Origin of the sequence: Dyadobacter sp. BE31 (genome assembly GCF_031457695.1) — a bacterium.
In the GTDB taxonomy this organism is placed as follows: Bacteria; Bacteroidota; Bacteroidia; order Cytophagales; family Spirosomataceae; genus Dyadobacter.
Window position 1 is genome coordinate 343430 of sequence record NZ_JAVDXA010000003.1, and the last position, 25555, is coordinate 368984.

Below are 25555 nucleotides of genomic sequence, written 5' to 3' on the forward strand. Positions count from 1 at the left end.
GCAACGCTCCCGTTCCTGATCACTTTTAAACACTACACAAACTATGATACGCAGACTGATTTTCATTTTCGGATTAATGGGCGCCCATGCTGCTTTTGCGCAGGGGCCGGTCAGCAACGTCGACCGTGATATTGTCTTCAAATCGGTGAATGTGATCCCGATGGACCGCGAGACGGTTTTAAAGGATCAGACGGTGGTGGTCAGGAACGGAAAAGTTGTTTCCATTGGTAATAGCGCAAAAGCCGCCGCAAATGCGTTGGTGGTAGATGCCAAAGGCAAATACCTCATGCCGGGTTGGTCGGAAATGCACGCGCACGTGCCTGCGATCGAGGATTTCGGGCCGATGAAGGATGTGCTGACGCTTTACCTGGCCAACGGCATTACAACTATCCGCGGAATGCTCGGTAATGCCAAGCATCTCGAACTGCGCGAGAAAGTGCGGAGCGGGGAAGTGCTGGGACCGAATTTCTACACTACCGGCCCCGCATTCAGCGGACAAACTGTGAAAACGGCCGCCCGTGGCATCGAAATGGTGAAGGAGGAAAAAGCGGCGGGGTACGATTACCTGAAACTGCTGCCCGGACTGACCAAAGAGACCTTCCCGGGTATTGCCAAGACCTCCAAAGAGCTGGGTATCGGAATGGTAGGTCACGTTTCGTTCGCCGTCGGAGTTTGGGCGGCCATCGATGCCGGGTATTCTTCCATTGACCACCTCGATGGTTTCGTGGAAGCCATTGTGCCCGGTACCGACACACTCGCCGAGCAGGAAACCGGTCTTTTCGGCACCTGGATCGCCTATGCTGCCGATACTACCCGTATTCCGAAGCTAATCAAGGGTTTGAAGGATAAAAACATCCGGGTAGTGCCCACGCAGGCCATTGCCGAGCGCTGGCTTTCGCCGTTGCCCGCATCGGCCTATGAAAATGACCCGGAATGGAAGTATATGACTGCCAAAGAAAAGGAGAACTGGCTGAATGCGAAGAGCAGTTATGTCAATAACCCCAAATTCAACAAAGAACGAGCGGAGGCATTTGTGAATATCCGCCGCAAACTGATTTTGGCTTGCCAGAGAGGCGGCGTGCAGCTCATGCTCGGATGTGATGCGCCACAGGTACTGAATGTGCCCGGGTTTGCTACCCATCATGAATTGAAATACCTCGTAGACGCCGGACTGACGCCTTACGAGGCATTGAAAACGGGTACTGTGAATGTGGCGAGCTACCTGAACAAACCCGATTCAGGCTCGATCAAGGCCGGCAATGTGTCCGATCTGGTGTTACTTGCCGCCAATCCGCTGGAAAACATCGGCAATACCAAAACCATCGAAGGCGTGATGATCGGTACGAAATGGCTCCCGAAAAGCTTCCTGGACAGCGAGTTGAAAAAGATCGAAAAGTAACTATTCTTCGTAAATCATTTTGCGCGTCATACCGCCGTCGATGATCAGGTTCGTGCCGGTGATGAAATCATTTTCAGGATTGGTCAGATACAGGCACGCTCTGGCAATGTCGTCGGGCTTACCAACGCGGCCGGCCGGGTGCTGGGCGTGATCCGAGGCTTTTAATTGGCTGTAATCGCCCGTTTCGATCCATCCGGGGCTGATCGCGTTCACACTAATGTGATCGGGACCGAGCGAGATAGCCATTGCGTGTGTTAATGCCAGGATCCCGCCTTTCGAAGCCGCATATGCCTCCGTGTTGGGCTCGGACATGAGCGCCCGTGTGGACGCGATGTTCACGATCGCGCCCCTGCCTTGCGTACGCATAACCCGCGCGGCCTCACGTGCGCAAAGAAAACTTCCTCGCAAGTTGGTGTTCAATACATAGTCCCAATCGTCCACAGCCAGGTCATAGGGGGATTGACTACGGCCCAAACCGGCATTGTTGATCAGCACGTCTATTCTTCCGAACGATGTCTTTACCTGTTCGATACCCGTCACGATTTCGTCGGGATTGGTCAAATCGATGACCAGGGAACTGGATACGAAGCCTTCCTTTTCAATTGTTTTCTGAATAACCCGCAGCCCGTTCGGGTCGCGGTCCCATAATGCTACGCTCGCCCCTTTTCGGGCATAATAGGTAGCTACGACGCTACCGATGCCGTTTCCGGCACCGGTTACAATCACTACTTTGTTTTGATAGTCGCTCATGATCAGGATAATGCTTTGAAATCCGCTTCGGACAACCGGATGTTTCCTCCCTGCAAGTTTTCTTCCAAATGTTTCAGCGAGCTCGTGCCGGGGATCAGCAGGATATTCGGGGCGCGTTGCAGCAGCCAGGCCAATGCGATCTGCGCCGTAGTAGCGTGGTGCTTCTCTGCGATACCCGAAATTTTGTGTTTCAATTTCTCGGGTCCCGACGCGAGCGGGTACCACGGTATGAAGGCCATTCCGCGTGCCAGCGTGTAATCCAGCACATCTTCCCACCGCCGGTTACCGAGGTTATACAGGTTTTGAACCGAGACGATCGGTATTGTCTTCTCCGCCCGTTTGACCTGATCCACATCTACTTCGGATAATCCGACATGCCGGATTTTGCCCGCTTTCACGGCATCTACTACCGGGCCAAGCGTTTCTTCGACCGGGAAGCGGGAGTCGATGCGGTGCAGTTGCCACAGGTCGATCACATCTTTTTTCAATCTTTTAAGGCTTCCGTCAATGGCCTGCCGGATATGCTCGGGATGCCCATTCACACGCCATTGGTTCGGCCCGGTGCGCTCAAAGCCGCCTTTTGTAGCTATGAGCAGGTCATCGGGATAAGGCGAGAGCGCATCAGCTATGAGCACTTCGTTGGTATGCGGGCCGTAGGAATCGGCGGTATCTATAAAATTGACGCCCGCGTCAACCGCGGCGCGAAGCACATTTTTGGCATTCTCGCGGTCGGGTGCGTCGCCCCAAACTCCCTGGCCGGTTAGTTGCATACCGCCATAACCCAGGCGGTTGATCTCTATTTCTCCGCCGATTCTGAACGTACCGGCTTGTTGATGATCGTTATTCATATTGGTTTGTAGTTAAAAGTCACCGCATAAGAAACTGTCGAATGTAGCTTTTCATTCAAGGCAGGAGGGACGAGGAGCATACTCATTTTTCACAAAGCAAATCTCACGCCAGGGCATAAGGGTGGACTTTTGGTCGAAATCTTTGGCACGGTTTTGTTCTTTTTGGCATAAAACCAAACATCATCAACAAATGGAAACGACAGTATTTGAAGCCCGCGCCAGGGAATTGGTCGACGATATTAAAGAGATTGTCAAAGTGAAGGGAATCAACCTGACAGACGCGCTCGAAGAAGCCGGTATCTCGCGGAAATCGTCTGACAAAATACTGAATAAAGGGGTAATGCCTACGCTATCCGAATTTCTTGCTTTGTGCCAGATATCGGGCATCACTTTTCACTTGCCTTATGTGGAAACGACCAACAGCCCGATGTAGCGCTACCCGACTTCAAAATTGAAGTCGCCATTCATCACCAGGCGCGCGTCGATCAGGTCGGGGCTGCCTGGGATCTGGAGACCTTTGATTTTGGCGGTTTTGCCTTTGCTGAGCAGCTCGAAAATGTGCTTGTCGGTCAATTTTTTGCCCAGGAATTCAAAGGGTATCTTAAAACCGCAGGCCTGGAAATTGCTGCATCCGTAGGCTGTTTTGCCTTTCTTTAAAAGGTGCTCCTTGCATTTGGGGCAATGCAGGGTTTCAATTGAAACCTCTTCTTTCGGCTCGCGGGGCTTGCGCTCTTTTTTGGGTTTTTCTTCTTTTTCAGCAACTGCCGGTGCTTCCTCGATAATGGTAATGGACCGCGCGCGCTCATTTTTGACTTCGTGCGTAAGCTTCACCACCATTTCAATCAGCTCCTGCTTGAAAGTATCCATCGCATATTCGCCTTTTTCGATCAATCGGAGCTTGCGTTCCCAATGCCCTGTTAACTCGGCGCTTTTGAGCAGTTCGTTTTGAATGGTATCGATCAGGTCGATGCCGGTTTGCGTGGCAAATACATTCTTCTTCTTTTTTTCGATGTATTTGCGTTTGAAGAGCGTTTCAATGATGTTGGCCCGTGTCGAGGGGCGGCCTATGCCGTTGTCCTTCATAAGTTCGCGCATTTCCTCGTCTTCGACCTGTTTTCCGGCGGTTTCCATCGCGCGCAGCAAAGTTGCCTCGGTGTAGGCCTTTGGCGGGGAAGTTTTGCCCTGATGCACGCGGGGCTCGTGCGGGCCACGTTCGCCTACTTCGAAAATCGGCATTACTTTTTCCTCTTCCGCCTCTTTTTTGGAGGCATTATCATTGACGTACAACTCCCGCCAGCCCAATTCGAGGATTTGTTTGCCGGTAGCTTTAAATTCGACTTGCCCGACCATTCCCAGCACGGTGGTGTTGGATACCTTACATTCAGGATAAAAAACGGCGATAAAACGTCTGGCGATCAGGTCGTAAATGCGTTTTTCATCCTGGCCGATATGCACCGGTAACACGCCGGTTGGGATAATCGCGTGGTGATCGGTTACCTTCTTGTCGTCGAAAACATTCTTCGATTTGGGGATCGGCAAATTGGCAAGCAGTGGCGCTGTGAACTGGCTATAATAGGTCAGCTCGCGCAGGATGCCCTCTACTTTCGGGTGCAAGTCTTCTGAAAGGTAGGTAGTATCAACCCGGGGGTAGGTAACGAACTTCTTTTCGTAAAGATTTTGGATGTGTTTTAAGGTATCCTCTGCCGAGTAGCCATACTTTTTATTTGCCTCAACCTGTAAGGAGGTGAGGTCAAAAAGCCTCGGATTGCCTTCCTTGCCTTCCTTTTTCTCAAATGCGGTTACTTCAAAATCGTGCTGTTGCAGGTAGGCAAGGCCTTTATTGGCTTTTTCGACATTCTTAATGCGGTCGATAGTCGCGGTAAATTCCGTTTCGCGGTAAATGGTTTTCAGTTCCCAATACTCCTCCGAAACAAATGCATCGATTTCCTTTTGTCGCTGGACGATCAGCGCCAGGGTAGGGGTCTGCACGCGGCCGATGGACAGTACTGCTTTCCCTCCACCGAATTTCTTGGTAAAAAGGCGGGTTGCATTCATGCCGAGCAGCCAGTCGCCTATTGCGCGTGCGCTGCCGGCTGCGTACAGGTTGTCGTACTGGCTGCCCTCGCGGAGTTTGTCGAAACCCTCCCGGATAGCCTGTTCGGTGAGGGATGAAATCCACAGCCGCTTGACGGGCACCGTACATTTCGCTTTCAGCAGCACCCAACGCTGGATCAGCTCGCCTTCCTGGCCCGCATCTCCGCAGTTGATCACCTCTTCACAGTTGCGCACAAGGTTTTCGATTACGCCGAACTGCCGTATGGCACCTTCATTGTCTATGAGTTTGATCCCGAAACTGGAAGGGATCATGGGCAGGTCTTCCAGCCGCCATGATTTCCAGCGTTCGGTGTAGTCGTGTGGTTCTTTTAATGTGCAGAAATGGCCGAAAGTCCAGGTAACCTGGTAGCCGTTACCCTCGTAATAGCCGTCGCGGCGCTGGCCGGCGCCGATCACTGCTGCAATATCTTTGGCTACGCTGGGTTTTTCCGCAATGCAAACTTTCATAGGTTCCTTTCCACGATCGCTTTTTTTACGACCGGCATGTCTGTTGTCGTTCCCTTTGAGGGGGTGCAAAGATGGTCAATTTTGTCCAGACTTCCCGCCGCCGCCGACCCGATTTGCCTGCCTACCGACCGACGAAAGGGCATGTGAACGGCCAATTTTGACCGAACAATCAATCGGGCAAAAAAAAAATCAAAAAAATTTCAAAAAAATTTCGTGGTTTTTGGTTTCTGTGAGGCAAATCTTCGGTGATTTTGGGTATTGGTAGAATCCACTCCAAATATAATTTGGTTTTGATTGGTTGGTTTAGAATAAAATGGAAGTGTTTGGTGGTGCTTAACAATAAGGTAACATAAGCACCCGGCGGTACGAAATCTTATGGGGACGAAAAAATGAAAATCCGCTGATTTTTAGATTTTGAATCTTTGAATAGTTATATAGTTTAGGCTTGTTTTAAGCCCGTTTTTGTCAGTTGATAGTGTTGTATTATTTTGTTAGCAAATGCTCTGAACGTTTGTTTTCAGAATATTGTATTATATTTGTACTCGAAATACGATTGAGAACACAAGGAAAACATAAAACACTATTAACAATGAAAAATGCAAAAAACCTGCTAGCCGTTGCTTTGGTAGCAATCACTAGCGCAGCTTATGCCAACAACAATTCTACATATACAGTTGAAGAAAAAACCAAAGTAGCAGTTGTTAACAACACATTGCCTGCTGCGGCACCAGTTCTGGACAGCCCTGCACCGCAAAAAGTGAAAAATACGCCTGACACCAATTATAGCGCAGCTCAGAAAGCCGCTATCGTAGGCCTCCAATTGAAAAGTGTAACTACGAAGTAAGTGATTGAACCTCATGGGGTTCGGTTAAGATTGATTGATGGTTTTAAAAAGGGAGAAATTTTTCTCCCTTTTTTTGTGGCTGAATGCTTAATATCGGATAGGATGTAAAAAGTAAATGTCCGATATTAGTAGAATGTTTGAAATAGACCTCACTGATATGCTCGAAATGCAGCCCGTATTCGACCGGCTGTATGAAAAACGCGACCAGATCAAAAACAGTCGCCCTATTCCTGCTTCAGCGCTTGCAAAGATCAGGGAGGGGCTCGCCTTGGAATGGACCTATAACAGCAACAGCATCGAGGGTAACACGCTTAGTTTGAGAGAAACGCAGCTGGTGTTGCAGGAGGGCATTACTATTAAAGGCAAATCGTTGCGGGAGCATTTTGAGGCGCACAACCACGAGAAGGCGATCCAGTACCTGTATGGGCTAGTAAGCCCGGATTATGCCATGCGGAGTATCGATATACTCTCGTTGCATGGGCTGGTACTGCGGTCTATCGAGGATGATTTTGCGGGGCGCATACGCGATGCAGGCGTGCGCATTGTAGGCGCGAACTTTACACCGCCCAACGCGCGAAAAGTGCCGGATCTGCTCGATGAGCTGATCGGATTCACGAATGAGAATCCATTGGGGTTAAATGATATTCAATTGGCGACGGTTTTTCACCATCGGCTGGTTTGGATACATCCGTTTTTCGACGGGAATGGGCGGACAGTGCGGCTGGCGATGAATCTCCTGCTGATGCGCGCTGGATTTCCGCCTGCGATTATTCTCAAAAATGACAGGAAGAAATACTATGAGGCCCTCAACCAGGCCAATAAGGGGTCGTATCAGAAGCTGGGGCTTTTGATGACGCAGGCTTTGGAGCGCAGCCTGAATATCTATTTGAATGCATTGCCGGGGTATGAGTATGAATATGAACCGATTGTGCGCATTGTGGAAGAGCCGGAAGTGCCCTATGGGCAGGAGTATGTGAGCCTGCTGGCGCGCCAGGGGAAGATCGATGCTTACAAGGAGGGGAATGTTTGGTACACTACGCGGGAGGCGGTGAAAGATTATGTGGAAAATCGGAAGCGGAAGCGCTGACGGCCAGAGGCCCTGAAAATAGTAGGGGCGAAGCAGGAGCTTCGCCCTATTTTACCTGAAAAAGCTACCGATCGAGATCATTAATAGAAGCGACTCTTCTTTGGATGTTCCTGCGCTGATATTGAATGCAAATTGCTCGCGGAATGGAGTGATATAAAAGCCGCCGCCATATCCCTGGTGCCAGTAATTGGCGCTGCCTGGGTCGTTTTTTGCCCAAACTCTTCCCACATCATAAAATGCCCGTATGCCCATTTTAAGCGGAACAAAGGTATTACGGGTTTCGGTGAGCTGCCAGCGGAGCTCGGTGTTGAGGAAGCCCTTCGATTCCCCGGTGAAGCGGTTGCGTTTGAAACCGCGGAGGTCGTTGAGCTGGCCGAGCGAGAACAGTTTGTAAAATGGCAGCTGGCCTTTTGCAATACCGCCACCCAACCGGAGGCCCAAGGTGAGTGGGTTTTTGCTATGGTTGGATAAGTATTGTTCCATTTCAAGTTCCGAAATCGAGGCCAGGTCGTTGCGGGATTGTGAAACATGGCCGGCCTGCTGGGTTAGCTGTAAGCGAAAGCCGCGTTCGGGTAATGCGGCACGATCGCGGAAATCGAGGTTAAGAATACCTTTGACGAAGATCAAATGCAATTGCTCTACACCGAAAATATCCGGGTGGTCGGCGAGGTAGCTGTTGTTTCTCTGAATGCCTTCGGCGAGCTCGTAGCTTCCCGTCACCTCGATTTTGCTCTGTTTCCAGAACTGGCGGAGCAGACCGGCCGATACGGCGAACGAGTTGTACTGAGTGCGGTAGTAGTTGGAAGGCAGATCGTTGTTTTTGGGCGTATCGTTACCTACCCCGAAGAAAAAGTTGTAATTGAGCGGCCGTGAGAGCGTCACCTGAGAAATGCCATCCCATTTGCCCAACAGCTGCCGGAACTGGTTGTTATAGCTGAACTCATAATTCCCTTTCACGCTCACCGATGCGCTGAGCGAATGTTTCGCGGCAAAGTCGGGCTTGCCGAAGCGCTGGCGGGTGAAGGTAACCCCACCATGGACGGCGGAACCTACGAACGGGTTATAAGTAAGCAATGCAATGGGCAGGTAGGTGTTGTATTTGAATGCATTGCGGTCGTATTCGTAATAACGGTCGTCGACGGGCTTCACCTCACGTGCTTCCGTGCCAAGTTCATGGTGCGGATTGGCATCTTTTTCATAAATGAGGGTTTGTTTGCTTCCTTTACTTACATCGGACCGGTCGGAAATGTAATCGTTGCCGCTTCCGCTGATAATGCGCACGAGGATCGATCTGCCGGATTTTCCCTCAATATCGAAAACGTCGTCGCCGCCCAGCCCGTTCAGCCTGATCTCGCGCGTTTCTGCCGGGTCGAAAACGCGGTGGTAATAGGTTTTGGAAGTATCGGCCTGCTGGCTCTGTTTGAAAACGTCATAGACAGTAACCGTCACCCGCCCATTCCATTCTCGCACTACCTTGAAATATTCAGCCTTGTTGGATCCGACCACGTCCACTTCCCTTGCCAGTAGTGCGTAATATTCAGCGGCATACTTTTGCAGGTCGCCAATGCGTGCTTTCAGTTTTCGCTCGATTTCGCGGCCGTCCTTTTCATAAATCTCGGAAGGCATGTTGTGTACAGCTGCGGCAATGTCCTGCTCTTGAATAGCATGCTGGATTTCCCCGGCAGCTTTTATCCAGTCCGATTTCGTGAGTTCACTGCCCACGAAGCGGTCGAGGTGGCGGGCTTGCCACATGAGGCTGCGGAGGCCGTGAATGCGTTTGGCGAAGTTCTCACCATTAGGCATGCCCCATTCGCGGTCGGCGAGCCAGGGAATGATGCCGTCCCAGCGCGAGAATGCGTGGTCGCGGTCGCGTGGGATAGGACGATACAGCTCCCCGCCGGCGGTTTTGTAGCCTGCCCATTTCCAGTTGTCTTCGTGCTTGCTCCAATCGCCGATCCAAAGGTCGAACATGCGTGCCCGGGCGAACTCTGCCTTGTCGACGCGGTTGTCGTGATCATGGTAGAGTTTGTTGAACAGTTTGAAACTCTTTTCAATGTCTTTGGCACCCGCAAATACTTTCGGTTTAGAGATTTTATCGGTCGGGCGCTCTTCCAGCATACCGAAAAGGTTACCGTATTGCTCTTTGAAACCACCCAATTTGTTGTCTTTGGGTAATACAAACAATTCAGGGCTGGCATGCAGGATACCGATCTTGTCGAGCAGGGGCGCTACTGCCATTGCGCCGTAGGGCTGCTGGGTAGAGGTCTGGTCTTTGAGTACCTGTGATACGACGGTCCCGCGCAGCTCATATGCGAGCGCACGGAAAGGGTCCTTGTCAACCGAACGGAAAACATATTCCTTTCCATTGCCTGCGACGAGTTTCAGGGAGGTTGTCTGCCGGCCGCCGCCTTTTCCGGCGATGACCAGCCCGCCGAAGGTCGTGTCCATGTCGAGATAAGGGACTTTGACAGGTATTGTCCAGGAGTCGCGGTAGTGCTTTCCAAACCATTTTTCCTTGAAGCGCTTGCTGGCATATTCACTGCCCGCTGCGACGGTTGCCAGCTCCGGGCGCGGCGTGTCCATTTTGTCGGAAGGCTTGATTACCGGGTTGCAGGGCTGGAAAAGCGTGTTGGTAATGCCTTTGCCGGCATTTTCGCAAGCCGACGCGAAAATCGGGCCGTTTTCCTTTTCCGAAACCTGAGCGCCCGTCACCAGCCAGTGCCGATAGCCTACCAGGCCATTTGAAGAATAGGTTATTTCAACAAAACCGGCTGATGATGAAGCTAATGCGGCCTTCTTGCTATGCGCGACGAATGACCCACCGGCGACCCCTCCGCTGTTAATGAAGAAGTTGTTATCCTTCCGCACGACCGACTGGTTGCGCTCGTGGCCCGAAGCAAGGATCACCGAGCTGTAATCCTGCAACACACCATTCACTTTATAGCGATACAAGCCCAGGTTGGCGTTCGAAATGTCGCGGCTCGTACCGATATTCTGCCTGAAACCGACCAACGCATTGCCTACCAGCGGAGGAGAGAAATAGGATGCCGCCGAAAATCTCCCGCCATAATTTCCCAGCGATTCGACCGGGAAATGGGAGAGTATAAGCACGTTTTTATCGGTTGTTTCATCGAGAATGCCTTCCAATTCTTCCACAAAATTATCGGTATCGGCGATGGAGCAGGCGTCGGAGGAGGGTTTGGGCTTGTCATGCGGGTGGTTCCACCATTGGGAGTTGATCACCACCACTTCGAGCATCGGGAAAGAAACCGTCCACGGGCCTGGGCAACCGCGGCCGAGAAATAGCTGAAAACGCTGGTGTTTTTCGCGGTCGAGCGCTTTTTCCAGTGCTATGATCCGTTGCCAGCCGTCCTTGCCGGAGTTGAGCCATTCGCGGTCTCCCTGGTTGAGGAGCATATGCAGCTCAGGGTTGCGGTCCAGTAGCGCATTGGCCTTCCTTTTCCATTCAGCGACCTGTTCGGTGGTCATTTGCTCGGGAAAGGAGTCGCCGTTAAATACCCAGAGCAATGGCCCCGGTTTGGTAGCGAGGTAATTTTCGATAATCGGAAAAATGTCGGCAGGATTTTCAAAGTCGGCTGTGTTACCTGTGAGTATCACTTTGAAATCGGTGGCGTGCAGATTGCAGGCAGTCAAAATGATAAACAGAACGGACGCAGCGAGGCGTTTTGAGCAGATTCTGAGCCTGTTAGGGGCGTGTAGTAGAAGTGTAGTCAAGGTATGGGAACGTTGCGTGTGAAAAGAATGACAATTTAATAGTAATCCCTGCGGATTGAAATGGTGCGAAGCACGGAAATGTTGGAAAAATGTATTGCCACAAGGTTTTTTTATACCTTACACTTTAAAACCTCTATTGCAATGCCGTTTTCCAAGCTACCCATGAAGCTCTTGCTCATCGAAGATGAGCCTAACGTGATATCCCTGATCCAGCGCAGCCTTACCGCCAATGGCCACGAGATCACGATCGCCATGGACGGGCAATCGGGGCTGCAAATGGCATTACAGCACCAGTTCGACGTGATTATTCTCGACTTGATGATCCCGATTATTAACGGCATGGAGGTGTGCCGGCGGGCGCGGCAAGCGCAGGTTACCACGCCGATCCTGATGCTGACTGCCCTGGGTACGACCGAGAACATCGTATCGGGCCTGGATGCAGGGGCAGACGATTACATGACCAAGCCTTTCAAACTGGCAGAGCTGGAAGCGCGGCTTCGCTCGCTTATCCGTAGGGGCAAGGAGCCGGAAAAGGAGAAAAACGATAAAATACTGACGCTAGGAGACCTCGTGCTCGACAAGGTAACGAAGACGGTTAAACGCGGAGGCCAGCCGATTGAGCTGACGGCCACTGAATTCCGCCTTTTGGAATACCTCCTTTCCAACACCAACCGTGTGCTGAACAGAATGGAAATCCTGGAAAATGTGTGGGATATTAATTTCAACCTAGGGACGAATGTCGTGGATGTGTATATCAATTATCTCCGGAAAAAAATCGATAAAAATCACGATATCAAGCTGATACACACTGTGTTCGGAATGGGGTATGTGGTCCGTCAGTCGTATGAAGATACAAAATAAGATCGCCCTGATTTTTACGGCATTGTCGGCCGGCATTATCTTGGCATTGAGCGTATTCGTCTACTTTTTTGCTTCTGAAAGCATTGCCACGAGCTTTTTCCATCGCCTCGAAGTGCGTTCGGACATCGTGGGGCATGCGGCATTGCAGGACAACAAATCACTCACATCCATCTATTACGATATCAAGGAGCGGCACCTGGGTAGTTTGCCTTACGAAAAACACCGCATTTTGCCTGGCCAGCCCGATGAAGCGACCAAAAAACGGCTTGCATTGCCGTCGTCATTTTACGAACCGTTCCAAAACGATATTCCGGCCAGGTTTTTCAACCATGATACTTCTTATGTGGTGCTTCGTGTCGCGCGTGAGAACCGGCAAGTAATGGTGGTGTCGTCGGCACTCGACACTTACGGCATGCAGGAAATGACTAACCTGAAAAACCTGCTGCTGATCGGTTTTTTCATCGCGATGGTTTTTGTGTTCACATTCGGGAAGCTGTTTTCTAATGAGATCTTCAAACCGATCCGCCGCATTATCCGCAATGTGAAGGGTATTAATGCCCACAACCTGCATCAGCGGCTGGTGGTAGAGCCAACGGACGATGATGTGGAGGCGCTTTCAAGGACTTTCAACGACATGCTCGACAGGCTGGAAGTGACTTTTGAAATGCAGAATAATTTCGTCAGCAATGCCTCGCACGAGTTCCGCACACCGTTGACGGTTGTGAGTGGTGAAGCCGAGCTGGGCATGTCGATGCCCGGGCTGCCTGATGCGGCAAAGGAATCGTTTCTGAATATTTACAAGGAGGTCGAGAAGCTCGAACACCTGACCAACAGCATGCTTAGCCTCGCTCAAACCGGTTTTGACGGCAAGAAAGAACAATGGGAAGAGGTGCGGATCGACGAACTGATCCTTTCCGTAAAGGAAGCCGCCGACCGTATCATCCCCGAGAACCAGGTGGCAATCGATTTCGACAACCTGCCCGACGATGAATGCAAGCTCACCGTGAACGGAAACTTGGCATTGCTGAAAGCCGCTTTTTCCAACATTGTGCTCAACAGCTGTAAATACTCCGACAACAAGCCGGTGACCGTTAAGATCAGCGCCGACAATAAATACGTGATCGTGGAGATCACCGACCAGGGCATTGGAATTCCCGACCGCGAAATAGGGCAGATATTCGTGCCTTTTTTCAGGGCTTCCAACACAGCTCCATACAAGGGTTACGGAATAGGTTTGCCGCTGACTCACAATATCATACGCATGCACCAGGGCAAGGCCGATGTGCACAGCCGCGTGGGGGAAGGGACGCGTTTCACCACGTATTTGCCTTTCAAGTATTTTTGAGTACTCTTATCTGATTTTAATATTCTTACTTCATTCTAATAAGTCTCTCACTACATTATAATGCAGCTCTTAAGCAGGGCTAATCTCTTGGCCGTAACATTGCATTGTTGATTGATTATCAACGCATTGTTAACTTAAACAGACGGCATTTATATGAGAACAGTGGTGATACCAACGGACTTTACAAATGAAGGCATTCAGATTGCCGAGGCCATTGTGAGAGATATCCGCGACGAGGTGCGCGTGGTTTTCACACATCTTTTCCACGTGGCCGACGACATCCAGGACCTGCTCTTTTCTACATACCGCGAAAAAGAATATGAACTCGTTCCGGAGGAGTTCTGGCAGGAATGCAGAATGCTGAAAGATACCTATCCGGACGTGGCCAGCATCAAGATCGACTTCTTCTACGGCAACAAACTCGCGCTCCTGAAAAATTTTCTTGAATACTACGAAACGGATTACATCGCTTATTCCGAGCAGTATGGCATTCCCAAACTGACCCGAAGCAGTCTGGACGCGTTGCCAGTCCTGAAAAAGACGGGCTACACGATGATCAACGCGGATATGGTGCGGGCTACGTCGCTCGCCGACAGCTACCGCTAAGGTACTTTGGTTTGACTATGAGATTGTGAAAAAGGTAAATATCAGTGAACTATGCTTCTCAAAAAGAATATCCCCATCCGCTATATTTTTGGCAAAATCAAATATGAAATCCTGTTCGTGACGATCTACGGCATTGCTATCGAGGTCATTTACCAGAACTTTCATATTACCAATATTTCGATTCCGATGACGGTACACAGCGTACTGGGAACGATTATCTCGCTCCTGCTGGCATTCCGTTCCAACCAGGCTTACGACCGCTGGTGGGAGGCCCGGATCGTGTGGGGCGCTATCGTGAACGACTCCCGCACATTTGCGCGGCAGATCCTTTCATTGATGGAGGACCCATTGGATCCCGACCGGATCGACGGCTTCAAGAAGCGGATGATCAAGCGGCAGATCGCCTGGTGTTACGCATTGGGCAAGGGGCTTCGGCGCGACGATCCGATGCCGATGGTGAGCAAGTTCGTATCCGAGGAAGAATTGGAATACCTCAAAGACTTTGATAACAAGCACGTTGGGCTCGTACAGCTGCATGCGCGTGATTTGAATAATGCGTTGAAACAGGGTTGGTTGAATCCCTACCAGCAAGTGGAGCTCGATCAGACGCTCACACGCTTGTGCGATCACATGGGTAAGTCGGAGCGGATCAAGAATACGGTATTCCCGTCGACTTACAGCCTTTACATTCATTTGGCATTACACTTCTTCATCCTTCTGTTGCCGTTTGGGCTCGTGCAGCTTTTCGGTTTCCTGATGGTGCCGGTACTGGTGGTGATTACCGCATGTTTCTTCCTGATCGAAAAAATGGCTATCCATTTGCAGGATCCGTTCGAGAACAAGCCGACCGACACGCCTGTGCTGTCTATCTCGCGGAATATCGAGCGTGATTTGAAACAGATGATGCGCGACAAGCACGTGCCACAGGCTTTCCAGCCCGAGAAGTTTTACATTTTGTAAGGATGGTGCGAAGCGGGAGCTTCGCACCCGCTATTCGCAGGCCTCCGGCCGGTCAGTTACCGTTTAATGATCGCTTTTCGGTACTGGCCGGCCGGAGGCCTGCGAATAGTATGCACGAAGCCTTAGCTTCGCGCCAGCGGCGCCGAGGCGCCGCTGCTATTTTCGCTTCATACCATTATGAATATCGACCAGGATATGATGGTCATCCCGCACCCAGTTGCCGCTCTGGTATTTCTTGTGTTTGGCTGTAAAGAGATAATCCTCAAACATATCGTAGGCCTTGTGTGCCTCTTCTACGGAATAGAACGATCCCAGCCAGGTGGCCGGGATTTTATCTTTTTTAACCACTCCAACCCCCACATTGTAGAGCTTTACAATACCCTGGGAAAACTCCATGGAAATATAATTCTGCTCTCTGATTTGCGCACTGCTGAGAATCGATGCCGTATGGGCCAGATAGTTGAGCAGCCTTGCGCGGATCTGCACCTCATTTTCCGATTTCGCGGGTTTGATGCGCCACCAGTTGTTTTTCCCAAAGTAGGGATCCTCCTGGAAACGCATCAGTTTATGGCCGTACTCGATCAGTGAGACGCTTTCGTTGGGTGAAAACTCGAAGTTGACGAGCCGCATTCCGTTATCGGCATACGAAAAGAACACGCCTATTTCTTCGGTTTTGCGGTTCGAAGTGAGGAAAATGGTGTGGGCTACGCTATCAAAATCCCATTTCCCGGCGGTGTATTCGCCTGCCGTACCCACTCTGGTGAAGGTACTGTCGGGGAAAAATGAGATCAGCATATTGTGTTTATCGCCCGACTCGTATTGCCTCAACGGTCGTCCGTCGGGTTGAACGACTCCCTGCTCCGTGGTACTCACACCGGAGATCCGCCAGGTACCCAGCATGTTTGCGGGTTTGGGTTTAATGCGGTCTTCCATCAACTCGCGTGGCCGGTGTGCGGGCCGTTTGGAGCCGGTGCGGTAAATGATCCCGTGATTATGCATCATGGTGATCGTAATGAAGAGGATGAAGAGTTTCAGGGATGTCATGGCGCGGCTGTTGGTGGGGGTTGTATTACCCTCAAGTTAGGTATTTTCTGTGAATCAAATTGAAGTAAACAAGTAGGAACATGAAATATTGAGTAATTCCGGGGGACTTTTTACTTATGACCGCATATCGGGATGGTCATACTGCATCCGTATTTAATCCTAAACCCAGGACTTCTGCTCATGAACTTGCTCAGGTTGCTACCGCTGCTGTTTGCTTTTTTATTATTTGGATTTGAAGATGATTTCAACCGACCCGCAACCGAATACGCGGTGCCTCGTGCTGCTGACACGCCGCTGCGTGCCGTGCAGGACGCCAAAGGTGAAACTATCAGCATTTTCAGGGGTAATGAGGCCAAACCGATATTGACGCAGAATGCAAAGCCCGATTTTAGGCCCTACCTGCACCCGCTCGTTGCACCCGATGGAAAGGGTACGCTCACCGAATACAGCCCGGGCCACCACAAGCACCAGACGGGCATTTACTGGGGCTACACCCGCGTGAATGGGCGTGACTATTTCCACCACCCGAGCGATGGCTACTGGAAAAAAGTATCGGCCAGTGTGATCGAAGCAAAAGGTACGGAAGTGAAATGGCAGACCGTCTACAACCTGCTCGATTCCACCGGCACGGCCGTGCTGACCGAGACACAAAATTGGTCGATGCGCGTGAAAGACGGGAAATACCTCCTCGACCTGGAATGGAACGGCGAGGCCCAGACCGACGTGACAATCGGCAAATACGACTACGGCGGCCTTTTTGTGCGTATGCCATGGAAAGAGGGCATTAAAGGCGCGGTGATGAATGCGGCCCGCCAGAAAAACGAAAAGGCGGAGGGGCAAGCCGCCATGTGGGTGGATATCGGTATGCAGGTCGAAGGTCGTAACGACTTGGCGCACATTGCGATTCTGGACCACCCATCCAACAAAGGTTATCCGCAAACCTGGCGTGTGGACGGGCAGCTGGGCGCCGGCCCCGCGCGCGCACGTAAGGGTGACTGGCATATCAAAAAGGGAGAAACCGAGATCATTAAGCATGAACTGGTGGTTTATACAGGTGATTTCAAGGATGTTGAGCTAAATAAAACGTTTGGCGAATTCATAGGTAACACGGGACAGTACAACACTACGGCCCTGTGGGCATTAGCGCAGAAGGAGGGAAGGGAGGCCAAGTTTCTGAGTGCGCAGGAGGCAGTAGCGGCAATGACGGTCAAGGAAGGCTATCAGGTCAATGCATATGCTTCCGAACCGATGATGACCCAGCCAATGGCATTCTGCTGGGACGACCGCGGCCGGATGTGGATTGCGGAGAACAAAGACTACGAATCGCGCGGCAAGGGCTTTTCCAAAGCCGGTACCAGCCGCATTCTGATCCTGGAAGATACCGATCACGACGGTGTGGCCGATAGCAAGAAGGTATTTATGGAAGGCATTGCATTTCCGGCAGCATTGGCGGTCGGCTTTGGCGGGGTGTTCGTAGGAGCACCGCCTAACCTGCTTTTTGTACCCGATAAAAACGGCGACGACAAGGCCGATGTGGACGATATCGAAGTGCGCCTGACAGGCTGGGGCATTCGCGACCGCCACGAAACGCTCAATAGCTTTCATTGGGGCCCGGATGGCTGGCTCTACGGCTTGCAGGGCTTCGCGACCCCCTCCAAAGTGGGTAAGCCGGTTGGAAAAGGTAAACTATACCGGCATAACGATGCATTTCCCGAGAATATCGAGGTGGAGGATGGTGTAGATATCAATGGCGGCGTGTGGCGGTACCATCCTACAAAACGCAAATTCGAGGTGGTGGCCCACGGGTTCAGTAATCCCTGGGGCATTGATTACGATGCAAAAGGGCAGCTGTTTATTACAGCCTGTGTGATCCCGCATTTGTGGCACGTGGTGCCGGGTGGCATCTACCACCGGCAGGGCGGGCAGCATTTCAATCCTTACGTGTATAATGATATCAAAACCATTGCCGATCACAGTCACCGCTCGGCTCATGGCGGCGCGCGCATTTACCTTTCCGATGCATTTCCGGCCTCGGAGCGCGGCAAGATATTCATGGCTAACATTCACGAACACGGCATTCTTTCTGACCAGCTCGTGCCGAAAGGTTCAGGCTTTTCGGGCAAGCACAGCGACGATTTTTTGATGGCTAACAATGCCCAATGGGTCGGATTCAGCATGGAAATAGGGCCGGAGGGCGGCATTTACATCCTCGACTGGCATGACGCCGACATTTGCGGCTCCGACGTATTGAACTCCGAAACCGGCCGGATTTTCAGGGTTATGCCTAAAAACTCCCTCGCCGAAGACTGGAAAGGCCGCTACGACGATCTCAACAAACTTTCGGACGCGGCGCTCGCCGCATTGCAAACCAGCAAAAGTGAATGGCACGCTCGCCGCGCCCGCGTGATTTTGCAAAGCAGGGCGGCGACAGGTAAGATTTCACAAGATGCGGTGGCAAAATTGAACGCATTATATCAATCCAAAGACAACGCCGACAACCGCCTTCGCGCCATGTGGGCTTTAAAAGTGACTGATAACCTGAGTAACGCGGCATTAAAACAGGCGCTTTCCGACGCGGATGCCCATGTGCGCGCCTGGGCGATCCAGTTCCTGTGTGAAGATGCACAACCGGGGGCGGACGTTACCGGGCAGTTTGCGCAAATGGCGGTAAGCGATCCGTCGCCTGTCGTGCGGCTCTACCTGGCGTCGGCTCTGCAACGAGTGGATGCGAATGCGAAATGGGCTATTGCCAAAGGCTTGCTTACGCACGCGGAAGATGCGCAGGACCACAATCTTCCCAAAATGACCTGGTTTGGGATCGAGCCGTTGGTAAAGGATAATGCTGCCAAAGCGTTGGAACTGGCCGCGGGGAGTAAGGTTCCGATGGTAACCCAGTTTATAGCAAGAAGATTGGTAGATGCAGATCAAATCAATATGCTGGTGGCGAATGCCGGCAAATCGACGGCGAGCAGGGCCGACATTCTCACTGGTATGCGCGACGGTCTCGAAGGCCGGACCGACATTAAAACGCCTGAAAACTGGAACGCGGTTTACGCTAAATTGAAACAGGCAGACAAGCCCACCGCCCAACTTGCCGCCGACCTGGGCCGTCATTTCGGTGACACCGAATCGGCAAAAACCGCGTTGGCGACATTGAAAAACAAATCCGCCGCGTTGGCAGAGCGTCAAAAGGCCCTGCGATCCCTCGCCGCGCGCCAGCGCCCCGAGCTTGCGGCTGAACTTCCTGCATTGCTGAACGACAATGCATTGCGCCTCGATGCGATCCGCGCCGTAGCCGGATACGACAGCGAGCCGCTGGCCAAGCAGCTCATCGATGCCTATCCGAAATTCAATGCACAGGAAAAATCAGAAGCCGTACAAACCCTTGCTTCGCGACCGAAATCGGGCTGGCTCCTTACCCAAGCCATTTCGAAGAATGTAATTCCTAAAAAGGATGTACCCACCTACGTAGCGCGCCAGCTCCGGCGCGTGGTTGGCAGCGGTTTCGTGGAAGTATGGGGGCCTATTGACCACGTCGCATTCGACGAAAAAGCTTACAAAAAATACCGTACCCTACTCTCGGACAAAGCCGTAGCCGGCGCCAGCAAGACCCAGGGGCGCCTCGTGTTCCAGCGCACCTGCGCTCCCTGCCACAAGCTGTACGGTGAAGGCGGCATCATCGGTCCCGAGCTCACCGGCTCCAACCGCGCCAACCTCGACTACCTCCTGGGCAACATCCTCGACCCGAGCGGTGAAATCCAGGACGACTATAAAATGGTGGTCATCACCACCCGCGACGGGCGCACATACGTAGGCAACGTGGCCAAAGAAACCGACCGGCAGCTCACATTGCGCATCGTGGGGCAAGATGCTGTATTAATAAACAAATCCGACATTCAAACCCGCGAGGTAACCCCATCATCGATGATGCCGACGGGGTTGCTGGATAATCTTTCTGAGAAGGAGGTGACGGAATTGATTGCGTATTTGCGGACAACGACGCAGGTGCCGTTGACGAAGACCAGCGGAGGAAAATAAACAAAGCAAAAGGCGCGAAGCTCCGGCTTCGTGCCCACTATTCGCAGGCCTCTGGCCGGCCAGATATGCGATGATGAATTTTGTTTTCTTTGTAATGAACTTCCCGGCCATAGGCGAGGCAAATCGAATCCTCGGATTCGAAGGGTGTTTGTTGATTCATAAAAAGTACGTTTAGGATGAAAAAAATGCCCTGTCTTAGGTGTCCTGACATGTACTTTATGCCTGGGGGCTTTCGCGGGACCCACACCATAACAGGGCAATGCTTGTAAGGTTTTCATTTGCGAGAAGTACATTCAGGAGGGTGCATATTGGCTGTTAGTGATTCCAAATGCAAGTAATTTCTTAGGCACTTTCCAAATAGCACCGAAGAAGATATGAGTGGTCGTTACTGGTAAACTTCCGATGAGCTACCTTAAAGCCTGCCTGGTTTCAAGATAGTCGTCCACCGCTTCCTTCATTCCTCGATTCAATTCTTCCCTGCGGTATTCCTATTCCTCATCCTCGACTCCTTCAAAATAATTCAAAACCGTCATCAATGGCAACGTGGTTTTATCCGCCGCGTTCGACATCTGAATCACCGCCCGGTCGATGGAGTTGGGATCGAAGCCTGAGAAATAGCCTTCAATGACTTCACCCGGCCGGAGTTGGTAGGAGATGGCCTTGTTGAGGTATTTAGAAGCACGTTTTTGCAGGCCGGTAAGTTGTGGGGCGGACATATTGATATCAGTTTGCATGGTCAGTGAATGCGGGCATTCATGCTAGCAAAGGCATCAAAGACGAAAAAAGTTTCAGCGCGGGTGATTCGCCCGTTCGTTGCGCGCAGCCATTTCGACGGATTGCACAATGCGTTTTTCGCGCGTTTCGGGCCTTTTAGCATTCAATATCCATTCCAGAATCAGTCTTTTGGAGGAAGGGGCGAACTTTGCGAAGTTTTCAAATGCTGCCTTATTCGCGTCGAAAGCTAGCTGCAAATCGTCGGGTATCAATGCATTACCGGCGGTTTCGAGGGCATCCCAGGCACCCGTTTCCTTTGCAAGGTCGATCATCGCCTGGCCTTCGGCGCACATCAGGCCCGCTTCGGTCATACGATCGGCGCGCTCTTTGTTCACAATGCTCCACTTGCTTTTCGGATTGCGTTTCGTGAATGTAAGGTAAAAGCTCTCTGCGTCGCGCTTGATGGCCTTGCTATCAATCCAGCCATAACACAATGCGTGCTCGATCGATTCTTTGTAGCCGATGCTGGGCGTGGGGCTGTTTTTGTGGTAGATGATCAGGAATACGGCATCTTTTTTCGCGCCGTTTTTGGCTAGCCACGCGCGCCATTCCTTATGGCTAGGGGCAGTCATCGCTTCGATACCGTTTTTAGTTTCCATGGATGCCGGATTTGGTTTAAGGTTTATACAAAACTAAATGGGGTGCGTGACAGCCGTATGTCAGCAGGTTTTCCGCGGGTTGTAAAAAAGCTTGCCATTTGCTCAACCGTTTGAAAATCGGATTTTTATACTAAACGCTGAAAATTTAAATTTAGAAAACAATCACATTGAGTCATGGATCACAAAAACGTTACCAGATCATTTCATAGAGTTTCTGAGCGAAAAGAGCTCGTTCAAGACCGGGATGCTTTTCTAAAAGAAATGGACCGGCTTTTTGAAGAACTGGATGCAGAGCTTCCGGATATCGAAATGTCCGAAGACGAAATTCAAGCTGAAATAAACGCATACAGGGATGAGAAAAGGCGCAAAGGTTAAAATTGTTTTGGACGCCAATTGGTATGTTTCTGCTTGCATTAATAGAAAATCGCGTCGCACACTATATCAACATATTCTTAAAAACACCGGGATTAAGGCCTACTACTCAGAGGAACTTCTCGCGGAGTTTGCTGATGTTATTTCCCGGGTCAAATTCAGGAAGTACGTGACATTGGAGCAGGCTACGCGCCTTAAAACCATTGTACTAAAATTTGTAATAAAGTACATATTGATTCCCAGCCTTCCGTAGTGAGAGATGTTTGCGACAACTATCTGCTTGGCTTGTGCGAATCGTGTCGGGCACATTATCTGGTCTCTGGTGACCGGGATCTTCTTGTTCTGAAAAGCCATAAAGCTGCATCGATCTTGACTATGAGGCAGTTCATTCAAATCGCTGGCATTTTGTAGTGCCTAGAAACGATCGGGCATTGAAATGGCCCCTCCCTTTTTAATGAGCCGAATTTCAATAGTACAAAACCAGTAATTTATTGCAATGCGCCCGCTTTTGGTTTAAATTCATAACTCAACCAAAAACCAGAGCTATGCGCGCGTTTCAGAAACTGATTTTTGCTATTGTATTGTGTGTCAATGCGGTGGGTGCGTTTTCTGCCGACCAGCCCGAAACTTTGAAAATAGGCGCCCAGGCGCCGGATTTTAACCTGCTGGGTGTCGACGGCAAGCGGTATTCACTCAAAAGCTTTGCGGGCGCGGACATCCTTGCGATCGTGTTTACCTGCAATCACTGCCCGACCGCGCAGGCGTATGAGGAGCGTATCAAAAAGCTTACGGCCGATTACAAAGCCAAAAAGGTTGCGGTGGTGGCGATATCTTCCAACGATCCGAAGGCGATCCTGCTCGATGAGCTTGGTTATACCGATATGAGCGATACCTACGACGAAATGAAGATCCGGGCGAAGGATATGGCTTACAATTTTCCTTACCTCTACGACGGCGATGACCAGAAGATCGCGTTGGCATACGGCCCCGTTGCTACACCACATATTTTCATTTTCGACAAGGCCAGAAAACTACAATACAACGGCCGGATCGACGATGTGGAGAAGCCTACGGGCACGCCGAAAAACCTGGACGCGAAAAACGCCATTGAGGCATTGCTGGCCGGAAAACCGGTTCCCGTACCTACTACCAAGACCTTCGGCTGCTCGATGAAATGGGCGTCGAAAGAAGATAACGTGAAGAAAGAACAAACAGCCTGGGCAAAAGAGCCCGTGACGCTAGAGACAATCGACGAACCAGGGTTGAAAGAGCTGATCCAGAACAAATCGGACAAACTGCGACTCATTAATGTGTGGGCGACCTGGTGCGGGCCGTGTGTAACCGAGTTCCCGGACTTCATGGTGATGCACCACATGTACCGCCGCCGCGATTTTGAATTTATCTCGATCAGTGCGGATAATCCCGATAAAAAAGACAAGGTGCTGAAATTCCTGCAAGGCAAGTTTGCCTCTAATAAAAACTATATTTTTAATATCGAGGACAAATACAAGCTCATCGAAGCGGTAGATTCGAAATGGCAGGGCGCTTTACCCTATACCATACTTGTAGAACCAGGCGGCAAGATCGTCTATTCGCAGCAAGGGCCGATCGACCCCGCGAAAATGAAGAAGCTGATCGTGGAGAACAAGTATGTCGGACGGTACTACTAAACGATATTCAAACAACCAATCTGACTTTATGGAAGACCTGGACATTTCAAGACGCCGTTTTCTGGGCACGTCGGCCCTTGCGGCGGCGGGTTTCGTGATGGCGCGCACGCCTATCTTCGGCGCACCAGCTTACATTAAAAAGCTCGGCAAACCCAATTCGCTGTTCAATGGCGTGCAGGTAGGGGCCATTACCTATTCATGGAGGAGCCTGCCCGGCGGCGCGGAGGACATTTTGAAATACTGCATTGAAACCAATATCAGCGCCATCGAGCTGATGGGACCCACCGGCGAGTCGTTTGCAGGAGCGCCGGAAGCCCCACCGCGCCCCAACCTCGCGCCCGGCCCGGATGGCAAGCGCCCTGAAATGACGGACGAGCAAAAAGCCATTCAGAAGGAGTATGCGACCAAGATGGCCGAATGGCGTGCGAAAGTGTCGATGGATAAGTTCGTACAGCTTCGTAAAATGTACAACAATGCCGGTGTGAGCATTTACGGTTTCAAACCCAACGCATTGAATGCGAACAGTACCGATGCGGAAGTGGATTATGCATTCCGTGCGGCGAAAGCACTAGGCGCTAACCAGGCGAATGTAGAGCTGCCGAACGATCCTGCGCAAACGAAGCGCCTCGGTGACATTGCCGCTAAAAACAAGGTCTATTGCGGCTACCATGGGCACACGCAGCAAACCCCGACCTGGTGGGACACTGCATTAAGCCAGTCGAAATACAATGCGATGAACTTCGATATGGGGCATTACGTCGCTGCGGGCTTTGATCCGTTCCCGTTGCTCGAAGCTAAGCACGACCATATTGTGAGCATGCACGTAAAGGACCGCAAAAACAAGGAACACGGCGGTGCCAACGTAGTATGGGGCCAGGGCGACACGCCGATAGTCGCTGTCCTTGAAATGATGCGAGCAAAAAAATACAAGTTCCCTGCGACGATCGAGCTCGAATACGAGATCCCGGCAGGTTCGGATGCATTGAAGGAAACCGCTAAATGCGTCGAATTCGCACGCAAGGCGCTGGGCGCGTAAGTTAATTTTGATATTATAAAACGGGTCGTGAAGCAATGCGCTTCACGACCCGTTTTGTTTTCAGGAAGAACGGCAGTTGCGATGGAACTCTGCATGAGTTACGCAAGACCACCCAGGCCATATAAGCATTGGCTAACAGGCCTGTAAAAACGGATTGATGATCGTCAATTTTCTTTTGCATACATTACCCACTTCCACCAATACCTGTGCATTGACATAGGGGATATTTGCGATCAGCGCTTCGGCTGTATCGTGTTTTTCCTGATGATTGTCTAAAGGTAAATGATGATATTGGAATCCAGAAAAGCGTTACTCAAAGTCATTAGCTTCGTTTCGATCAAATTTAAATTTTGACATATCGATCCGAGGAAACTTTGAGTACTTTTCATGAATTTCCTCCAAAGACGCAGCCTTCCGAGGTTTTTCTCTTCTTTCAATCACCGCGGTAACCTTTACATTCTTCCCAATAAAATCAGCAGGAAGCTCGATCGTCACCGAAGTAGTCTTTGGAGTGACGTTTTTCGTGAACATGATAGTGTGATTTTGCTTAAACAAATCTAAAAATTTTCTACTAAAAATTTTTTCGTACGAAATTTTTCCTACCTTTGAAAAGTTGAATGAAAAACGAAAGAATGGAACCGACAAAATCAGAATTGGAAATACTGCAGGTGCTTTGGGAGCATGGGCCGTCGACGGTGCGGTTTGTGAATGATAAGCTCAATGAAGAGAAGCGCGCGGTGCAGTATTCCTCTACCTTGAAGCTGATGCAGATCATGGCCGAGAAAGGCATCGTGATCCGCGACGAGAGCAGTATGAAGCATATTTACAGCCCTGCCGAGCCGGAGGACAAAACCAAGTCGGCATTGCTGGAACGCTTTGTAGACTCCATGTACAGAGGATCGGCTTCGAGCCTGGTTATGCAGCTTTTCGGTAACAAGAATACCTCTGCCGAGGAACTCAGCGAGATCAAGGATTTCCTGAAAAAACTGGATCAGTAATCACCACACCATTTCAATCCGCTAGCC

The 25555-nt window shown here is 50.9% G+C and carries 22 protein-coding genes; 14 read left to right on the top strand and 8 right to left on the bottom strand.

The features are described 5' to 3' along the window. The first annotated feature begins 43 nt into the window (after positions 1-43). Complete coding sequence (locus J2Y43_RS17160; RefSeq protein WP_309984877.1) at positions 44-1399, top strand: amidohydrolase family protein; 1356 nt, start codon at positions 44-46, stop codon at positions 1397-1399. On the opposite strand, the gene J2Y43_RS17165 is transcribed toward J2Y43_RS17160, so the two are convergent. Beyond that, complete coding sequence (locus J2Y43_RS17165) at positions 1400-2149, bottom strand: SDR family oxidoreductase (RefSeq protein WP_309984879.1); 750 nt, start codon at positions 2147-2149, stop codon at positions 1400-1402. Positions 2150-2151: 2 nt separating this feature from the next. After that, positions 2152-2997, bottom strand: a complete 846-nt coding sequence (locus J2Y43_RS17170; RefSeq protein WP_309984881.1) for an aldo/keto reductase — start codon at positions 2995-2997, stop codon at positions 2152-2154. 190 nt (positions 2998-3187) lie between these two features. Here J2Y43_RS17170 and J2Y43_RS17175 point away from each other — a divergent pair, with 190 nt between their 5' ends. Further along, on the top strand, positions 3188-3430 hold the full coding sequence (locus J2Y43_RS17175) for a transcriptional regulator (protein WP_309984884.1): 243 nt from the start codon (positions 3188-3190) through the stop codon (positions 3428-3430). 2 nt (positions 3431-3432) lie between these two features. On the opposite strand, the gene J2Y43_RS17180 is transcribed toward J2Y43_RS17175, so the two are convergent. After that, positions 3433-5559 carry a DNA topoisomerase 3 gene (locus tag J2Y43_RS17180; protein WP_309984886.1) on the bottom strand — a complete coding sequence of 709 codons (2127 nt, stop codon included), beginning with the start codon at positions 5557-5559 and terminating at the stop codon, positions 3433-3435. Positions 5560-6148: 589 nt separating this feature from the next. Between J2Y43_RS17180 and J2Y43_RS17185 the strand changes: the two genes are divergently transcribed. Together J2Y43_RS17185 and J2Y43_RS17190 are read left to right on the top strand one after the other, a co-directional pair. Further along, positions 6149-6403: a hypothetical protein gene (locus tag J2Y43_RS17185; protein ID WP_309984888.1), complete on the top strand. Its 255-nt coding sequence runs from the start codon at positions 6149-6151 to the stop codon at positions 6401-6403. A gap of 115 nt (positions 6404-6518) precedes the next feature. After that, complete coding sequence (locus tag J2Y43_RS17190; RefSeq protein ID WP_309984890.1) at positions 6519-7490, top strand: Fic family protein; 972 nt, start codon at positions 6519-6521, stop codon at positions 7488-7490. A 51-nt stretch (positions 7491-7541) separates the two neighbouring features. Here the strand turns inward: J2Y43_RS17190 and J2Y43_RS17195 are convergent, their stop codons facing one another. Continuing rightward, complete coding sequence (locus tag J2Y43_RS17195; RefSeq protein ID WP_309984892.1) at positions 7542-11225, bottom strand: BamA/TamA family outer membrane protein; 3684 nt, start codon at positions 11223-11225, stop codon at positions 7542-7544. A gap of 141 nt (positions 11226-11366) precedes the next feature. Between J2Y43_RS17195 and J2Y43_RS17200 the strand changes: the two genes are divergently transcribed. From J2Y43_RS17200 to J2Y43_RS17215, 4 genes are all read left to right on the top strand, one after another. Continuing rightward, the gene (locus J2Y43_RS17200) at positions 11367-12086 is read left to right on the top strand and encodes a response regulator transcription factor (protein ID WP_409014439.1); all 720 of its coding nucleotides are present in this window, start codon (positions 11367-11369) and stop codon (positions 12084-12086) included. Then, positions 12070-13431, top strand: a complete 1362-nt coding sequence (locus J2Y43_RS17205; protein ID WP_309984894.1) for a HAMP domain-containing sensor histidine kinase — start codon at positions 12070-12072, stop codon at positions 13429-13431. The genes J2Y43_RS17200 and J2Y43_RS17205 overlap by 17 nt, the downstream gene beginning before the upstream one ends. Positions 13432-13584: 153 nt before the next feature. After that, a complete protein-coding gene (locus tag J2Y43_RS17210; protein ID WP_309984896.1) occupies positions 13585-14037 on the top strand; it encodes a hypothetical protein in 453 nt (150 codons plus the stop codon). Positions 14038-14088: 51 nt separating this feature from the next. After that, positions 14089-14997, top strand: coding sequence for a bestrophin family protein (locus J2Y43_RS17215; RefSeq protein WP_223404346.1), 909 nt, complete (start codon positions 14089-14091; stop codon positions 14995-14997). A gap of 156 nt (positions 14998-15153) precedes the next feature. On the opposite strand, the gene J2Y43_RS17220 is transcribed toward J2Y43_RS17215, so the two are convergent. Beyond that, positions 15154-16041, bottom strand: a complete 888-nt coding sequence (locus tag J2Y43_RS17220; RefSeq protein ID WP_309984900.1) for a hypothetical protein — start codon at positions 16039-16041, stop codon at positions 15154-15156. A 180-nt stretch (positions 16042-16221) separates the two neighbouring features. On the opposite strand from J2Y43_RS17220, the gene J2Y43_RS17225 reads away from it, so the two are divergent. Continuing rightward, a complete protein-coding gene (locus J2Y43_RS17225) occupies positions 16222-20079 on the top strand; it encodes a PVC-type heme-binding CxxCH protein (protein ID WP_309984902.1) in 3858 nt (1285 codons plus the stop codon). A 488-nt stretch (positions 20080-20567) separates the two neighbouring features. On the opposite strand, the gene J2Y43_RS17230 is transcribed toward J2Y43_RS17225, so the two are convergent. Continuing rightward, entirely contained in the window at positions 20568-20795 is a 228-nt protein-coding gene (locus J2Y43_RS17230; protein WP_223404352.1) for a hypothetical protein, read from the bottom strand. Positions 20796-20867: 72 nt separating this feature from the next. After that, entirely contained in the window at positions 20868-21452 is a 585-nt protein-coding gene (locus J2Y43_RS17235; protein ID WP_309984906.1) for a YdeI/OmpD-associated family protein, read from the bottom strand. Between the two features lie 174 nt (positions 21453-21626). Here J2Y43_RS17235 and J2Y43_RS17240 point away from each other — a divergent pair, with 174 nt between their 5' ends. The 4 genes from J2Y43_RS17240 to J2Y43_RS17250 all read left to right on the top strand — a co-directional run bounded on the left by J2Y43_RS17240 (position 21627) and on the right by J2Y43_RS17250 (position 24530). After that, the gene (locus J2Y43_RS17240) at positions 21627-21827 is read left to right on the top strand and encodes a hypothetical protein (RefSeq protein ID WP_309984908.1); all 201 of its coding nucleotides are present in this window, start codon (positions 21627-21629) and stop codon (positions 21825-21827) included. Then, on the top strand, positions 21805-22077 hold the full coding sequence (locus J2Y43_RS33605) for a putative toxin-antitoxin system toxin component, PIN family (protein ID WP_409014440.1): 273 nt from the start codon (positions 21805-21807) through the stop codon (positions 22075-22077). The genes J2Y43_RS17240 and J2Y43_RS33605 overlap by 23 nt, the downstream gene beginning before the upstream one ends. 292 nt (positions 22078-22369) lie before the next feature. Beyond that, a complete protein-coding gene (locus J2Y43_RS17245; RefSeq protein WP_309984911.1) occupies positions 22370-23494 on the top strand; it encodes a redoxin domain-containing protein in 1125 nt (374 codons plus the stop codon). Between the two features lie 28 nt (positions 23495-23522). Beyond that, positions 23523-24530 carry a TIM barrel protein gene (locus J2Y43_RS17250; protein WP_309984913.1) on the top strand — a complete coding sequence of 336 codons (1008 nt, stop codon included), beginning with the start codon at positions 23523-23525 and terminating at the stop codon, positions 24528-24530. Positions 24531-24839: 309 nt separating this feature from the next. Here J2Y43_RS17250 and J2Y43_RS17255 read toward each other — a convergent pair whose 3' ends face one another. Further along, a complete protein-coding gene (locus J2Y43_RS17255; RefSeq protein WP_309984916.1) occupies positions 24840-25061 on the bottom strand; it encodes a DUF2080 family transposase-associated protein in 222 nt (73 codons plus the stop codon). An 86-nt stretch (positions 25062-25147) separates the two neighbouring features. On the opposite strand from J2Y43_RS17255, the gene J2Y43_RS17260 reads away from it, so the two are divergent. Beyond that, positions 25148-25528, top strand: coding sequence for a BlaI/MecI/CopY family transcriptional regulator (locus J2Y43_RS17260; RefSeq protein WP_309984919.1), 381 nt, complete (start codon positions 25148-25150; stop codon positions 25526-25528). The last annotated feature ends 27 nt before the right edge of the window (positions 25529-25555 follow it).